Below are 18,171 nucleotides of genomic sequence, written 5' to 3'. Positions count from 1 at the left end.
CATTGAGACGCTTAACCGTTGGTGCACAACATCTTTCACCTTTCGCCCTCGCATTCACGGGTCCGAAGCTGCGGCGAGGGTTGTGCGTTCTCCCCGATTCGGTTGCAACCGAACCTTTCTCGCGCCATCGAAGATGGCTGGTTGGAAAGTGACGTTACCGGCCATCCGAGCCGAGATCGGGTGGGGCGTCCGGGGTTACGACGAGTCGGTCGGACATGGCGGTGGCGATGAACTTCGGGATGGCGGGGGCGAAGATCTTGAGGTAGAAGTTCATCCATTCGTGGCGGGAGCTGAGGAATGGGAAGTCGGTGGGGGCCATGTAGCGGATGGCGAGCATGGGGAGGGGGGCGTCCAGGGCGGGGAAGAACGGGTTGTGGAGGCCCGGGACGGTGCAGCCGGGGTAGAACTGGCCGAGCATCAGGCCCTGTTCGACGAATTTGGTTTTCTGGTCGTGCTGGACGGTGTCGATGTCGGTGTATTCGGTGAGGTCGGGGAAGACCGCGATGACGGCTTTGAGTTTGGAATCGGGTTCGGTCCGGGGTGGCAAGGTGGGAAACAGGTCGTAGAGGTCGGCGACTATTGCGGTGATGCGCGAGCGGTCGATGTCACGACCGGGAATGAATGCGGCCCACAGGGATCGCAGTGCGATGGCGTGGCTGGTGTAGGGGCAGACATGGCCGGGCCGGCCCAGGTCGGGGTGGGATTGGCACAGGTATTCGACCATCCACCGGCGCAGTTCGGCAAGGTGAGGTTGCAGGCCGTTACCGGCTGCCACATCAAGGTCGAACAGGTTGACTGGCTCGACGCCGGAACGTGTTCCGACGATTCGGTCGGTGTTCATGATCGGCTTGTCCTTGCTGGGGTTTGTGACTCCGTGGGGGCGGCGTGGATGGACCGGAAGTGCTCGGTGAGAACGAAACCGATGGCGCGGAGCGCATCCTGATCGGTCATCCGTTCGTGCTGGACGGGAATCCGGTGCTCGGTGATACGACCGGTGATGTGGTCGTTCCAGGCATGAGCGGGAGAGGCCCCGTCGACGTGGTGGTCGGCGGCGCTGAAGTAGATCAGATCACCGTCGAACAGTCCCGGCCGATGGTTCCAGGTGAGGTCGATGAGCCGGGTGTAGTCGCGTTGCAGACTCACGAGATGCTCGGAGGTCACCTCGGTGAAAAGTCCGCCCTGCCGGTGCAGCAACTCGGTTGCGGTCTCGACGGTCAGCTCCGTGTCGCCGTCCGGAACGGCGAAACCGCCGAACTCGGCGAGCATCGTCGCCACGGAGGGGGTGGGACCCCGGGAGCTGTCGGCCGTGACGACGCGGGTGTCCATCATGGCCAGGGTGGCGACGGAGTCGCCGTCGCGGCGGAGCTGGACCGCGATCGCGTGCGCGATGGTGCCGCCGAGCGAGTAGCCGAGCAGATGGTAGGGGCCGTGCGGTTGGACGGACCGGATCTCCTGCACATAGCGGGCGGCGAGTTCGTCGAGGGTGTCGAAACTGACGGTGGGGTCGGACAGCGCGGGAGATTGCAGCCCTCGGACGGGACGGTCGGGATCGAGGTACTGCACGAGTCCGCTGAAGCCCCAAGCCAATCCGACCGCCGGGTGAATACAGAACAGCGGCGGATCGGTTCCGGCAGCGCGCAGCGGCAGCATCACGGCGAGCGCCCCTGCGAGATCATGTCCGTCGACGTCCTGCCCTGCGAGGCCGTCGCGGCGACTCTCGATGCGGCGGGCCAGCGATTGCGGCGTCGGATCGGTGAACAGCCACGGCAGCGGCACGGTGACACCGGTGGACTCCGCGAGCCGCGCCACCAGTTGGGTGGCGGCCAGCGAGTTGCCGCCGAGAGCGAAGAAGCCGTCGTCGACTCCGATTCGCTCGATGCCGAGGGTGTGGCCGAAGGCTTCGCACACGGTGGCCTCGAGCGGGGTGGACGGCGCCCGGAACCGGGCCCGACCGCGCAGGTCGGGTGCGGGCAGGGCGTTGTGATCGAGTTTGCCGGTGGTCGTGAGCGGTATCCGGTCGAGCGTCACGATGGCGGTCGGGATCATGTGGGTGGGCAATCGGGTAGCGAGATGCCTGGTCAGCGCCGCGACATCCGGTGTGGTGTGCAGGGCGGGCACCACATAGCCCGTGAGCTGGTCGACACCGTCGGGCCGGGTGTGGACGGCGACGGCGGCACGCGAGACGTCGGGATGGCTGCACAACGCGGTTTCGATGTCGCCTGGTTCGATGCGATGACCGTTGACCTTGATCTGCAGATCGCTACGGCCCAGGTACTGCAGTCTCCGGTCGTCGGTCCAGGTGACCAGATCGCCGGTGCGATACATGCGGGTCCCGGCCGGCCCCCACGGGTCGGGAACGAATCGTGCTGCCGTGAGTGCGGATTGCCCGTGGTAGCCGCGGGCGATGCCCGGTCCGGACAGATACAGTTCGCCGACCACTCCGGGCGGGACCGGGCGCAGTCTGCGGTCGAGCACGACGGCGGAGAACCCGCGGGCCGGGCCGCCGATCGGCGGCGGACCGTCGGCGGTCGTGGTCAGGAGGACGTCGGTGCAGCTCTGGATGGTGGTCTCGGTCGTCCCGTAAGCGTTGATCAGCGTGCGGTCCGGGGCCCATCGGATTGCCAGATCCGGTGAGCATGTCTCGCCGCCGAGGAACAGGGTGCGGAGGGTATCGAGTCCGTCCGGGCGCAGCGATGCGAGCACAGTCGGAGTGACGGCCGCATGGGTGACCTGTGCGGCCTTGATCAGCTCGGCCAGTTCGGCGCCGGCGACCACACGCTCCGGTGCGAGCACCAGGGTGGCTCCGGCGGCGACGGCGCTGAGCCATTCGAGGATCGACACGTCGAAGGTCGGCGAGGCCGCGGCCAGCATTCGAGAGGACGAGGTGAGGCCGAACTGCTCCCGCGCCTCGGCGGCCAGATTCGCAATCCCGGTATGGGTGACCACGACGCCCTTGGGAGTCCCGGTCGATCCCGAGGTGTAGATCAGGTAGGCGGGATGCTCCGGCCGGAGCGTGGCCGTACGCTCGGAGTCGTCGATCACGTTGGTGGACAACGACATTGCCTTCGCGGCGAATCCGGGACTGTCGAGGCTGAGCCACGTGGTGGTGTCCGGCAGCCGATCTCGATAGGTCTCGGCGGTCAGCCCGGCGATGGCACCGGCATCGGCGAGAATGCCGCTGATCCGGTCTTCGGGCTGGGTGGGGTCGATCTGCACGAACGCGGCGCCGGTCTTGGCGACCGCCCAGACGGCGATCATGGCGTCGATGGAGCGCGGTAACGCCACGGCCACAAACGATTCCGGTCCTGCTCCGGCGTCGATCAGTATCCGCGCCCACCGGTTCGAGACTTCGTCGAGTTCGCGGTAGGACATCCGTTCACCGTCACAGACCAACGCGTCCGCGTCGGACCTCGCTGCGGCCGCGAACACCTGCGGCAACGTCGATGTCGCCACGCTGGGCCCGCCGCGAACGGGTGCGAAGGTGGCCAGTTCATCCGACGACAGCAGTTGGACACGCAGCAGTGAGAGATCGATGTCATCGGTGATGGCGTCGAGCACGCGCAGCACCCGGCCGGCGAGGGCGTCGATCTCGGCTGGCGAGAACAGTCCGGGCTGGTATTCGAAGATCAGCTCCAGCCGGGTGCCGAGATGGACGATCAGGCCGAGCGGGTAGTGCGCGGCGTCTCGTCCCTGCACGTCGAGGACATGCATCCCGGCGATGTCGGTGTCCTCGGACAACCCGGCCGTGTCGACCGGGTAGGACTCGAAGACGGTCACGGTGTCGAAGATCGCGCCGAACCCGGTCACCCGCTGGATCCGGGCGAGTCCGAGGTGATCGTGGTCGAGCAGCGCGGCTTGTTCGGCCTGGATTCGCCGAAGCAGCTGAGCGAGACTCTCGCCGTAGTCGAGCCGGACCCGGACGGGCACGGTGTTGACGAACAGGCCGATCATCGATTCGATGCCGGGGAGCTGCGGGGGACGTCCGGAGATGGTGGTCCCGAAGACGACGTCCTCGCGCGCGGTCGCGTTCGCGAGCACGATCGCCCAGGCGGCTTGGACGATGGTGTTGAGGGTGCTCTCCTGCTGGTGAGCCACCGCGACCAGGGCCGCGGTGCGGTGCTCGCTCAGCCCCACCCGGATTTCGCGCGCGGCGGCGGTGTGCTGGCGGCCGCGGTCCGCATGCGCCAGCAGGGTCGGCTCGGTGACGCCCTCGAGTGTCCGTGCCCACGCCGCTTCGGCCGCATCCTGATCCTGGGCCTGCAGCCACATCAGGTAGTCGCGGTAGGGACGCACCGGGGGCAGTGCACCGGGGTCGCTGTCGCCGGCGTAGAGGATCAGTAGGTCCCGGATCAGCAGTGGAGTGGACCAGCCGTCGATCAGAATGTGATGCATGCTCAGCAGCAGCGTGTACCGCTGAGGGGCCGTGCTGATCAGCGTCAGTCGCAGCAGCGGCGCCTCGGTCATGTCGAAGTGCCGGTCGGCGGCCATGAGCTGATCGAGCACCGCCGCGGTGTCGGCGCCTTCCGCGAGGTCGATCCGGGTGAACGGCACGTCGACACGGCGGTGCACCACCTGGACCGGCTCACCGGCACCGTCTTGAACGAACGCGGTCCGCAGGTTCGGATGCCGTCCGATGAGAGTCTGTGCGGCGCGGCGTAACCGGTTCGCGTCGACGTGCCCACCGAGTTCCATCCGAAGTTGCACGATGTAGTCGTCGCGGGCGCCGTCGGCGAGCTGGGCGTGGAACAACAGACCCGCCTGCAGCGGCGTGAGCGGCCAGATATCGTCCAGCTCCGGGTACCGGTCCTCGATCCGGTCGATCGCGGCCTGGTCGAGGTCGACGAGTCCGACGTCGGAGGGCGTCAGCCCGCCCGCGCCCGGCCGGGACGCGTGGGCCGCGAGCGCCGTCACCGCGTCGCGCCACAGTTCCGCGAGGTCGGTGACCTCGGCGGCGGTGATCAGGCCGGCCGGGTAGTCCCAGGTCGCGGTGAGGGCAGGGCCGTCCGGCGTGTCCTCGGTGGCCGCGTTGATGCCGAGCACGGCTGCCGCGGATGCGTCGGGGTGCTGGGCGCCGCCGGCGGCATCCTCACCGGCGGGCATCCACCCGGTGTCGCGCAATGCGTCGGGAATCGTGTCGAATCGGCCGAGATAGTTGAAACTCACCTGGGGGTCGGGCAGCGCGCCCAGGATGCGGGCGGTATCGGTGTTGAGGTAGCGCAGCAGCCCGTAGCCGATCCCGTGGCCGGGGACCCGCCGGAGTTGTTCCTTGACCGATTTGACGACCGCTCCCGCGGCGGCGCCGGCGGCGAACGCGTCATCGATGTCGATATCGGACAGGTCGAGCCGCACCGGGGAGGTGGTGGTGAACCATCCGACAGTGCGGGTGAGGTCGGCACCGGGGAGAACCGTGTCGTCGCGCCCGTGGCCTTCGAGAGTGAGCAGCGTGTCGGTGACGTCGTCGCCGTGGCGGCGCCGCCACCGGGTCAGCGCGAGTGCAAGTCCCGCGATGAGGGCATCGTCCACACTGCCGCGGAACGCCCGGGGCAGGGTGGTGAGTACAGCGCGGGTCACCACGGTCGGCAGCGTCACCCGGACGGTGGCAACGGTGGCCTGCCGGTCCACGACCGGGTCGAGCGGGCGGGTCCCGATCGGCGGATCAGCGGCGGCGAGTGTGGAACGCCACCGGTCGAGTTCATCGAGGTTCGCGGCAGCGGTCTCGAGAGCGTGCGCCCAGCGTCGCATCGACGTACCGACGGGCATGAGCTGCGGCTGTTGACCCGCGCTCACCTGGGCCCCGGCGACAGCGAGGTCGGGAACGAGGATCCGCCACGACACTCCGTCCACCACCAGGTGGTGTGCGACGACCAGCAGCCGGCCCGGCCCGCCGGCGCAGTCGAACCAGACCAGTTGGAGCATGACTCCCGCGGCGGGATCGAGGCGTTCGGCGGCCGCGTGTGCCTCGGCGTCGGCAATCGCGGCGAACGCGCTGCTGTCCGGTGCCGCATCGACCGGCACCCGCCGGATCAGTCCGGCGGCGGATAGCCCGGTCGGCTGCACCTGCACTGCCCAGCCCGATGGGCGTTCGAGGTCGGGTTGTAGCCGGGCCCGCAGCATGTCGTGGTGATCGATCACCGCTTGCACGGTCGCCTCGATGGCAGATTGCTCGATGCCGGCCGGCAGCGTGAGCATCACCCACTGGCAGAAGCGGTCGAATTCGCCACGCTCGAACATCCAGCACATGATCGGCGTCAGCGGCATCGGCCCCACGCCCCCGCCGGGCAGTTCTGCCGGGAGGGAGGCTGCCGCGGCGCTGTCGCGGACCGCGATCTGGGCCAGTCCGGCGACCGTTCTGCGCTCGAACACCTCACGCACGGACAGCACCAGACCGGCCGCCTTGGCCCGGGTCACCAGCTGGATCGACATAATGCTGTCGCCGCCGAGGGCGAAGAACGAGTCATCGAGTCCGATCGTGCCGACTCCCAGTACCTCGGCGAACAGGCCCGCGAGCGTCGTCTCCATCTCGGTGACCGGCGCCCTGAATTCGGTTCGGCCCGTGCTGAAGTCGGGTTCGGGCAGCGCGAGGCGGTCGATCTTGCCCGTCTCCGTCGTGGGTAGCGTGTCGAGCACCATCACGGTCGCCGGCACCATGTGCGGAGCCGATCGCTGCCCGGCGAACGCGAGGATCGCGACCGGATCCAGGTCGGCACCGGGCTCGGGCACCACGTACCCGATCAACCGATCGCTGGTGCCGGAGCCGCGGTGCACGGTCGCCACCGCGGCAGCCACTCCCGGGTAGGCCAGCAGGCCCGCTTCGACCTCGCCGAGTTCGATACGGAAGCCACGGATCTTGACCTGGAAGTCCGTCCGGCCGACATAGTCGAGGGTCAGACCTCCTTCCGGTAGCCGCAGCCATCGCACCAGGTCCCCGGTCCGATACATGCGCTGCCCGTGACCCGCGAACGGGTCGGCGACGAACCGCGACGCTGTCAGACCCGTCCGGTTGCGGTAGCCGCGAGCCAGTCCGGGACCGGTGAGGTACAACTCGCCGACGACGCCGAGCGGCACCGGACGCAACCACGCGTCGAGCACGACCTCACCGACACCGCGGATCGGTCCGCCGATCGTCGCCGCCTCACCCGGCACCATCGGCGCACCGGCATCGGTCTGGATCGTGGCCTCCGCCGGACCGTAGGTGTTGAACAGTTTCCGGCCCGGCGCCCACCGTGACACCAGTTGCGGTGGGGGCTCCTCGCCTCCGATCACGACGGTCCCGAGGTTCCGCAGCCCGGCCGGGTCGACCGTGCTCAGGGCCGTGGGTGTCAGCGCGGCGTGGGTCACCGAATTCTGCGAAATGATCTGCGCCAGTTCGATTCCGCCGAGAACGGTCGGCGGCGCGATCACCAGCCGCCCGCCGGACGCGAACGCCCAGAGCAGTTCCAGGACCGCCGCGTCGAAACTGGGCGACGCGGCATGCAGCACCCGCGCGCCCGGCCCGAGGTCGAACCGCGTGCACTGCTCGGCCACCAGGTTCGCCAGCCCCCGGTGCGAGACCACCACGCCCTTCGGCACCCCCGTCGAGCCGGACGTGTAGATCACGTACGCGGCGTGATCGACCCGGACCGGCCGAATTCGCTCGGCATCGGTCACCGGCACGGTGGGCGACTCCGCCACCTCCGCTTCGAGCGCCGGCTCGTCGAGGACCAGCCACCGCACCGATCCGGGCAGTCGATTCCTCCACTCCGACAGCGTGATTCCTGTCGCGACGCCCGAATCGCCGAGCATGTGCTGGATCCGGTCCCCGGGATTGCGCGGATCCACCGGGACGAATGCCGCCCCCGACTTCGCCACCGCCCACACTGCGAGCACCGACTCGTAGGAGCGCGGCAACGCAACCGCGACACTCGTCTCCGGCCCGGCACCTCGGCCGATCAGCAAGCGCGCCAGCCGATTCGACTCGGCATCGAGCTCGCCATAGGTCCACTGCCGGTCCCCGCACACCACCGCCACCGCCCCCGGATCCCGGACCACCGTCGCCGCGAAGAGCTCCGGCAATGTCCGCTCCGGCATCGCGGGATCACCTGATACCGGCGCCAATTCGCGGTATTCCTGCGGCGAGAGCAGATTCAGCCGGGTCAGCGGCAGATCCGGGTCGGCGGCGATGTCGCCCAGCACGCCCACGAACCGCCGCAGGGTCGCCGCGACGGTGTCGTGGTCGAAGAGCTCGGGCAGGTACTTGATCTCGAGGTGCAGTCGCGAGTCGACGCGCCCGACCACGCCCAGCGGATAGTGCGCCGCGTCGGCGCCGGTCACGTCGACCAGCCGCATGCCGGCGATGTCGGTGTCCGCGGTCAGCCCGTGACGATCGACCGGGAAGGACTCGAACACCGTCACCGTGTCGAATACCGCCCCCGGCCCGGCCGCCCGCTCGATGTCGGCCAGACCGATGAACTGATGATCGAGCAGAGCGGCCTGCTCCGCCTGGATGCGGTCGAGCAGTTGCCCGAGGGTCTCGGTGACGTCGAGGCGGACACGCACCGGGACCGTGTTGATGAACAGCCCGATCATCGATTCGATACCCGCGATCTGCGGGGTCCGTCCGGAGACCACGGCACCGAACGTCACGTCCTGCCGGGATGTCAACGTGCTCAGCACGATTGCCCATGCCGCCTGGATCATGGTGTTGAGCGTGATTCCGCGGGATCGTGCGCGGCCGGTCAACTCCGCGGTCTGTGCCTCGGTGAGTTCGCCGAGCACCTCACGCGATTCGGTGTAGTGACGGCGAGGATCGGCCGCAGCCACCAGGGTCGGCTCGTCGGCGCCGTCGAACGCCCGGGCCCAGGCGTCGAGCGACGGGGCCGGGTCCTGCCGGGCGACCCAGGTCAGGAAGTCCCGGTAGGGGCGCACCTGCGGCAGCATCGTGGCGTCGCAGTCGATGGCGTAGAGCACCAGCAGCTCCTGCAGGAGCAGCGGCGTCGACCAGCCGTCGAGCAGCAGATGGTGATTGGTCAGCACCAGCCGGTACTGCTCCGGCCCGGTGGTGACCAGCATCCAGCGGAGCAGCGGGGCACGCGCCGGGTCGAACCGGGTGGTGCGGTCGGTGGCCATGAGCCGCGTCCACTCGCGTTCGCGTGCACCGTCATCCAGCCCGGACAGGTCCAGCTCCGTCCATGGCGCCTCGGCGTCGTCGTCGACCACCTGTACCGGTCCGGCGTCGATGACGAAGGCGGCGCGCAGATTCGCATGCCGGTCGAGCAGCACGTGCGCGGCTCGGCGCAGGCGCTGTGGATCGACCCGGCCGCGCAGCTCGAGGACCAGCTGTGTGATGTAGGCATCCACCGACTGCTCGGATACCAGCGCATGGAACAGCAGCCCCTGTTGCAGTGGGGCCAAGGGCCAGACGTCGCTCAAGGCCGGATACCGATCCTCGAGCCGCTCGATTTCGGATTGTCCGAGCCCGGCCAGCGCCAGATCCGACGGCGTCCGTCCCCCGCTCCCGGCACGGCGGACATGCGCCGCCAGCGCGGTCAGTACCGAGCGCCACGACTCCGCCACCTCGCGCACGGCGTCAGCGGTGAGAACCCCGGAGGGATACGACCAGATCGCTTGCAGCCGTGGCCCGTTCGCGTCGTCCATGACGAGAGCATTGATGTCGAGCACCGCCGGCACCGGCATATCCGGAGGCTGTCTACCGGCGAGCTCTGCCGCACCCGAGGCATCGCCGACGTCCACCGGCATCGCTTCGGCCGCCGGAATCGCTTCGGCGCCAAGATAGTTGAACGCGATCTGCGGCGGCGCGGTGGCGAGGATCGCTCCGGCGTCCTCGTCGAGATACCGCAGCAGGCCGTAGCCGATCCCGTGGTCCGGGACGGCGAGGAGCTGTTCCTTGACGGATTTGACCGCTGCCCCCAGCGCCGGCCCGCCCGCGTACGCATCGTCGAGATCGATGCCCGAAAGATCCAGGCGCATCGGGAAACTCGTGGCGAACCAGCCGACCGTCCGTGCCGGATCCGAGCCCGGGACAATGCCTTCCGCACGGCCGTTTCCTTCGAGACGGATCGTCACGTCCGCGGGAGTCGCCGTCTCGTGCTCGCGCCGCCACCTCGCGATCGTCACCGCCAAGGCGGCCAGCAGCCCGTCGTCCACACTGCCGTGGAAAGCCGCGGGCACCGCGGTCAGCAGAGCCTCGGTCGTCTCGGGATCGATGTCGACCTGGACCGTGCGGGTGGTCGCGACCACGTCGATCGCGGGGTCGAGGGGCCGTGACCCGAGCGTCGGATCGTTCCCGGCGGTCATCGCCCGCCACAATTCGAGCTCGGCGGCGCGCTCCGGGCGTCGGGCCGCCTCGACCAGCCCGCGCGCCCAGCTGCGCATCGATGTCCCGGTCGGGGCCGAATCGGGTAGCTCGCCGGAGGTGGTCCGCGTCCACGCCTCCGTGAGATCCGGGAGCAGCACGCGCCAGGAGACGCGATCGATCGCCGAACGATGCACCACCACCAGCACCGTGCCCGGCTCCGCGGTGTGCACCGGGTCGAACCAGACCACCTGCGTCACGATCCCGGCTCCAGGGTCGAGCCGGTCCGCGGCGGCATCCAGCTCGGCCGCCGCCAACGCGCGGAACTCGCCGCGCCCCGCCTCCATCGGCACCCGCACGAGAACGTCGTCGGCGCGAATCGTTCCGGCCGGCAGCACCTCCCACGTCCACCGCCCGTCGGTGCCCGGGGTCAGTTGCGCACGCAGCATGCCGTGCCGATCGAGTATCGCCTGCACGGCGTCGGCCAGCTGCCGCCGGTCGATCCCCGCCGGCAGGCCCAGCATCATCGCCTGCGAGTAGCGGCCGCAGGTCGGCCCCGCCCGCTCGAGCAACTCTCGCATGACCGGTGTCAGCGGTAGCGGGCCCACGCCCGCGCCGGGCGGTTCCGCCGGCAGGGATGTCTCCGCGGCGCCCTCCTGAATGGCGACCTGGGCGAGACCGGCGACCGTTTTGCGCTCGAACACGTCGCGTGGGGAGAACACCACGCCTGCGGCTCTGGCCCGATTCACCAGCTGGATCGACATGATGCTGTCCCCGCCGAGGGCGAAGAAGGAGTCGTCGATACCGATGGTGTCGAGGTGGAGCACACCGGCGAATGCCTCGGCGATGAGGTGCTCGATCGAAGTTCGGGGCGCCCGATACGGTTTGTTGTCGGCGAACACCGGTTCGGGCAACGCCTTGCGATCGATCTTGCCCGCCGGTGTCAACGGGATCCGGTCCAGCACCACGATCGAGGACGGAACCATGTACGACGGCACCCGATCGGCGACATACTCCGCCAAAAGCACGGTATCGATCGAATACCCCGGCGCGGCAACAACATACGAGACCAGCGACTGAGCTCCCGAATCGGCGTGATAGCCGATCGTGACGGCATGACCAACGCTCTCGTGTGCGGCCAGGGCCGAATCGATCTCACCCAACTCGATACGAAGACCCCGGATCTTCACCTGGAAATCGGACCGGCCCAGATACTCGATCGCACCGTCGGGCGACCACCGGACCACATCACCGGTCCGATACATGCGCTCACCCGGCAACCACGGACACGCCACGAACCGCTCCGCCGTCAAACCCGCGCGGCGCAGATACCCGCGCGCCAATAGACCACCGGCGATATACAACTCACCCGCCACACCGACCGGCACCGGCTGCAATCGCTGATCCAGTATCCATGTCGAGGCGCCCGGCACCGGTCCACCGATCGTGACCGACTCCTCCGCTACCAACGAGGAACTCATCGTCGCGGTGATGGTGGTCTCGGTGGGCCCGTAGTCGATCGTCAGCTGACGATTCCCACCCCACCGCTCGACCAGTTCGGTGCGGCAGCTCTCGCCACCGACGATCAGATGCCCCAAATCCGGCAATGGCCAGCGGGTGTGGTCGATCGTGGACAAGACAGAGGGGGTGAGCAGGACGTGACTGACGTGTTCGCGGTCGAGGAGCTCGGCGAGTTCGTCGCCGCCCACGGCGTTGCCGGGTGCGATGATCAGCGCCGCGCCCGAACACAACGCCAACAGCAGCTCGAGAACCGCGACATCGAAGCTCGGGGAGGCCAGATGCAGTATGCGGCTATGGGTTTCGATACCGAGGGCGGCGCGACGTTCAGTGGTGGAGTTGGTCAGTCCCCGATGGGTGACAGCAACGCCCTTGGGCAGCCCCGTCGATCCGGAGGTGTAGATGACATACGCGATATCGTCGACACGAACCGGACGCACCCGATCACCGTCGGTGACCGGCCGATCATCGCCCTCATCGAGGAAATCCGCTGTCAGCCAATCGATGTCATCCGGCAACCGTGCGCGCGCGGATGCCACGGTCAGGCCGACAGCGGCTCTCGAATCGGTCACCAAATGGGCGACGCGCTCGACGGGATTGCTCGGATCGATCGGCAGGAAAGCGGCTCCCGTTTTGGCGACCGCCCACACCGCCAGCACCGATTCCGCGGAACGCGGCATACCGATCGCGACAACATCTTCCGGACCTATCCCCTGGCGAATGAGCTGCCGCGCCCACCGATTCGAACGCTCGTCCACCTCCCGGTAACTCAGCTGCCGCCCCCCGGCCACGATCGCTGTCGCATCAGGATCCACTCCGACTGCGGCGGCGAACAGGTCGGGCATGGTGACGGGCGCGGCCGGAGGTGCACCGTGACGAGCCAGCAAGTCGGCGCGCTCGGCGGGCTCGAGCACGTCGATCGCTCCGACCGGAACCGACGGATCGGCGGCCACGGACTCCAGAATCCGGATCCACCGACGGGTCAGAGAATCGATCGTCGCGGCATCGAACACATCCGTGGCGAAGGTGAGCGCGACGGCCATGTCGCCGCTGTCGTGGTTCTGCGAGAGGATGAATTGCAGGTCGAAGCGCGAGACGTTGTTGGGCAGGTCGACCACCGACAGTTCGAGATCGGGCAGCTTCAGCTTCACCGGTTCCAGGTTCTGGAATGCCAGCATCACCTGGAACAGCGGATGGCGAGCCTGGGATCGGTGCGTGACCAACTGATCCACCACTTGCTCGAACGGGACATCGGCATGGTCGAAGGCATCCAGGTCGACCCGCCGCACCCGGCCGAGCAGATCGGCGAACGACTCCCCCGGATCGATCTGGGTCCGCAGTACCAACGTATTGACGAACATCCCGACCATATCGTCGAGCTCCGCCACACCACGACCCGCAACCGGCGTACCGACCGGAATATCGGCGGACCCGCTCATCCGGGCGAGCAACACCGCCAACGCACCATGAATCACCATGAACAGCGAAGAATTGTGCTGCCGCGCAGCATCTTCCAACGCTCGAACCAATCCCGCACGCAACGAGAAGTTCGCCGTGGCACCCCGATTCGACATCACCGCCGGCCGCGGCCTGTCGAACGGCAGATAGAGCTCGTCGGGAACTCCGTCCAATGCTTCGGTCCAGTATCGAATCTGCCGCGCGCACAGCGATTCCGGTTCATCCGGCGAGCCGAGGGTAGCTCGCTGCCACAGGGCATAGTCCGCGTACTGGACGGGCAGCGGTGTCCACGACGGGGCCTCACCACGGATCCGGGCGGCATACGCGGTCGTCACGTCACGAGCCAGCGGTGCCATCGAGAAGCCGTCCGCGGCAATGTGATGCACCACGACGGCCAGCACGTATTCCGGTTCCTCCGCATCGGCCACGCGGAACAGCCGGGCGCGCACCGGCGCCCGGGTGCTCACGTCGAAGCCTTCGGTCACCAATTCGGTTATCGCCGGGACCAATTGGCTGAACGAGACCGTCGTCAGAGTGGGTTCCCGGTCGACGTGGTCGACGGATTCGATGACCTGGATCAGCATTCCGTCGTGATCCGGGTACCGCGTTCGCAAGGATTCGTGTCTGGTGAGCACGTCGATCAGGGCCAGCCGCAGGGCGTCGACGTTCAATTCGCCACGCAGCCGCAGGGCGATCGGCATGTTGTATGCCCCGGAGGCGGTGTCGTATTGGTTGAAGAACCACATTCGTTGTTGCGCAGGCGCCAACGGCACGAGATCGGGGCGCGGACCGGCGATCAGTGGCGGGCGGGGCCGCCGCCCCGTCAGCGCTTCCTGCTCCATCCGGGTGGCCAGTTCCGCGGTCGTGGACGCATCGAACAGCAGCCGCACCGGAATTTCGATATTCAGTGCGGCCCCCAGGCGCGCGGCGACCCGGGTCGCGACCAAACTGTCTGCGCCCAGGGCGAAGAAGGAGTCGTCGATACCGATGGCGTCCAGGTGGAGCACATCGGCGAGTGTCTCGGCGATGAGGTGCTCGATCGGTGTTCGCGGTGCCCGGTACGGTTTGTTGTCGGTGAACACCGGTTCGGGCAGCGCCTTGCGATCGATCTTGCCCGCCGGTGTCAACGGGATCCGGTCCAGCACCACGATCGAGGACGGAACCATATACGACGGCACCCGATCGGCGACATACTCCGCCAAAAGCACGGTATCGATCGAATACCCCGGCGCGGCAACAACATACGAGACCAGCGACTGAGCTCCCGATGCGGCGCGATAGCCGATCGTGGCGGCGTGAACGACACTCGCGTGACTCGTGAGCACGGAATCGATCTCACCGAGCTCGATCCGAAGACCGCGAATCTTGACCTGGAAGTCGGACCGGCCGAGATGCTGGATCGCACCGTCGGGCGTCCACCGGACCACATCACCGGTCCGATACATGCGCTCACCCGGCAACCACGGACACGCCACGAACCGCTCCGCCGTCAAACCCGCCCGGCGGTAATACCCACGCGCCAATAGGCCACCGGCGACATACAACTCACCCGCCACACCGACCGGCACCGGCTGCAATCGCTGATCGAGGATCCATGTCGAAACGCCGCGGATCGGGCGGCCGATCGTGACCAGCTCCCCTGCCGCCAGCGAGGTCAGCGTGACCGCGATCGTCGTCTCGGTGGGCCCGTATTCGTTGAACAGTTCACGATCACCACTCCACCGTTCGATCAGGTCGGTGCCGATGCCTTCGCCGCCGACGATCAGATGCCCCAAATCCGGTAACAGCCAACGGGTGTGGTCGATGGTCGACAGTGCCGAGGGTGTAATACACACGTGGCTCACATGTTCGCGGTCGAGGAGTTCGGCGAGTTCGTCGCCGCCGAAGCTGTCGCCGGGTGCGACAACCATCGTCGCGCCCGCGCACAGCGACAACAGCAGTTCCAGGACCGAGACATCGAAGCCCGGTGAAGCCAGATGCAGTGTGCGGGACAGGTTTCCGACGCTGATGGCATCGCGGTGCGTGGTGGCGCAGTTGTTCAGTCCCCGATGGGTGACAGCAACGCCCTTGGGCAGCCCCGTCGATCCGGAGGTGTAGATGACGTACGCGATATCGTCGACACGAACCGGACGCACCCGATCACCGTCGGTGACCGGCCGATCATCGCCCTCATCGAGGAAATCCGCTGTCAGCCAATCGATCTCATCGGGCAACCGTCCACGCACGGTGGCCACCGTCAGGCCGACCGCCGCCCTCGAATCGGTCACCAAATGGGCGACGCGCTCGACCGGATAGCCCGGATCGATCGGCAGGAAGGCAGCCCCCGACTTGGCAACCGCCCACACCGCCAGCACCGAATCCGCGGAACGCGGCATACCGATCGCGACAACATCTTCCGGACCGATACCCCGCTCGATCAGCTTCCGCGCCCACCGATTCGAACGCTCGTCCACCTCCCGGTAACTCAATTTCCGGCCGCCGGACACGATCGCCACCGCATCGGGATCCACACCGACAGCGGTGGCCAGCAGCTCGGGCAGGGTGACCGGTGCCAGCGCAGGCGCGCCATGACGTGCCAGCAGATCGGCGCGCTCGGCGGGCTCGAGCACGTCGATCGCCCCGACCGGAACCGTCGGATCGGCGGCCACCGACTCCAGAATCCGGATCCACCGACGGGTCAGAGAATCGATCGTCGCGGCATCGAACACATCCGTGGCGAACGTGACCGCGGCGGTCATGTCGCCGCCGCTGTGGTCCGACAGGATGAATTGCAGGTCGAAGCAGGATATTTCGCTGGAGAGGCCGACCGCCGGCAGTTCGAGGTGGAGTTGTTCCGGTTCGACAGGTTTCCGGAATGCCAGCATCACTTGGCACAAGGGCCGTCGCGACCGAGTTAGCTGGTCCACCACGTGCTCGAACGGGACATCGGCATGATCGAACGCATCCCGATCGACCTTCCGGACCCGCCCGAGCAGATCGGCGAACGACTCCCCCGGATCGATCTCGGTCCGCAACACCAGGGTATTGGCGAACATCCCGATCGCATCGTCGACCGCTGTGCCGACCGGAATATCGGTGCCACCACTCATCCGCGCGAGCAATACCGCCAGCGCACCGTGAACCACCGTGAACAACGAAGAATCATGCCGCCGCGCATAGTCCTCCAACCCCCGAACCAACCCCGCATCCAACGAAAAATCCTCAGTCGCACCACGATTCGACATCACCACCGGCCGGGGCCTGTCGAATGGCAGACCGAGTTCCTCGGGAAGATCCGCGAGGGTGTCGCGCCAGAACGCCAGGTTCTCGCGGCGGCGGCGGATCCCGGCGCTTTCGGCGGCGCTGCCGGGGTGGACCTGTCCGAGCTCGGTGTCCGATGCGGCGGCGAATTCGTCGATGAACTCCGCGAATGCGGTGCTGTGCGCCGACAGTTCGGAGTCGGTGTACAGGTTGGGATTGGCCAGGAACTGGAGGAGCGTCCGCGGCGGATCCCCGGTCCGATACACGTCGACCAGCACATCCTCGACCGGGCCGGAGCTGAGGATATGGAATTCGCCGGTCACCGACCCGAGTCGGAGCTTCTGGTCGAAGAGCATGACATTCACGACGGGGCCCGCGAAGCGGCGCTCGGCGCCACGCGTCCCGGTGGCGGTGCGAATGTCGGGGAGGCCGCACCGCTGGTGCCGCAACACACCCACCAGATCGGACTGCACCCGCAGTGCCAGTGCCGCGACGGTGTCCCGTGGATCGAGGACGATCGGAAGCGGTGCCACATTGACGAAGACCCCTGCGGACCGCCGCAGCACGGCGGTCGTGCGACCCGATACGGGAATGTTGACCAGAACGTCGTCGCGGCCGGTCTTCCGGCCCAGATAACAGCCGAATGCGGCGATCACCACCGCGGCCGGGCTCGCCCCCACCACTTCCGCCAAGTGTTCGATCCGCTCCACCGTCGCCGCCGGCAGTTCGGTGATTGCCACAACACTGTCCGCGCACGCGGGCGCCTGCCCGGCGGCCAGGCTGGACTCCTCGCCGACATCGGCGAGCCTGTTCACCCAATATGCCTGGTCGTCGGTGAACCGCTTCGACTCCCGGTAGCTGCGCTCGGCCTCGTAGAGGGCACGGATGTCTGCCGGCCGATTGGGCTCTGGGGTACGGCCCTGCACCACCGCTGTGTACAACTCGGCAATCCGGTTCACGATCATCATCGCGCCGTAGCCGTCCAGTGCGACGTGATGACTCCGGCAGTACAGCAGATAATGCCGATCCCCCACCTGCACAATCGCCGTTGCGACCAACAGATCCCGGGTCATATCCAGCGGCGCTGTGTACTCCCGGCGCATCCATTCCAAGCCGGCTGCGACGGGATCCGGTGCACCACGGACATCGATGACCGGTCCCGTCATGTTCAGCGACGGGTCGTACCGCTGATACGGCTCACCGTCGATCTCGACCAGTCGCAGATACCCCGACTGGAACTCATGGCCGGCTCGAATCGCCGCCTCGCGCAGCAGGTCACCGTCGAAGTCGCCATGCAACTCGACATACTGCGCCTCGGATATCGGCACATCCGGAGTCAATTTCTGCGCCAGCCACAACCCCTGCTGCCCGGCAGACAGCGGTATCAACTGTGTGGCTGACGCGCCCGGCTCGGCATTTCCGCTCGATCCTCGGCCAGGGTCGGGCTGCGGTCGCGGTGCAGTCATTACATCCCTCTAACCTGGACCGCGCTGTATTCGCGCCTTAATTTCCTGCAACCCCGACCGCGGCCAGTATAAGCCGATCGGTACGTTCGTGTACACCGCCGCACGCTGGGATAGTTTCCATATCCACCAGGAAGGTGCGCAGTGCACTGGGTATTCCCCGAGGACTTCACGGGAACATCCGCTGCGTTCGAATAGCAA

2 protein-coding genes are annotated in these 18,171 nt (G+C 67.4%); both read right to left on the bottom strand.

All coding sequences use genetic code 11. The features are described from left to right. Positions 1 to 154: 154 nt before the first annotated feature. Positions 155 to 841, bottom strand: coding sequence for a DUF6875 domain-containing protein (locus ACFXKA_RS36450; RefSeq protein WP_379430831.1), 687 nt, complete (start codon positions 839 to 841; stop codon positions 155 to 157). Continuing rightward, a complete protein-coding gene (locus tag ACFXKA_RS36445) occupies positions 838 to 17,973 on the bottom strand; it encodes an amino acid adenylation domain-containing protein (RefSeq protein ID WP_379430830.1) in 17,136 nt (5,711 codons plus the stop codon). The genes ACFXKA_RS36450 and ACFXKA_RS36445 overlap by 4 nt, the downstream gene beginning before the upstream one ends. Between the last annotated feature and the right edge of the window lie 198 nt (positions 17,974 to 18,171).

The organism is Nocardia sp. NPDC059228, assembly GCF_042754245.1.
In the GTDB taxonomy this organism is placed as follows: Bacteria; Actinomycetota; Actinomycetes; order Mycobacteriales; family Mycobacteriaceae; genus Nocardia.
The sequence above is the reverse complement of the archived record's forward strand: the minus strand, read 5'-3'. Positions and strand labels throughout refer to the sequence as shown.

Excerpts from the sequence above, each read along its gene's own strand:
- ACFXKA_RS36450 (WP_379430831.1), bottom strand. The coding sequence starts at position 841 with ATGAACACCGACCGAATCGTCGGAACACGTTCCGGCGTCGAGCCAGTC.
- ACFXKA_RS36445 (WP_379430830.1), bottom strand. The coding sequence starts at position 17,973 with ATGACTGCACCGCGACCGCAGCCCGACCCTGGCCGAGGATCGAGCGGA.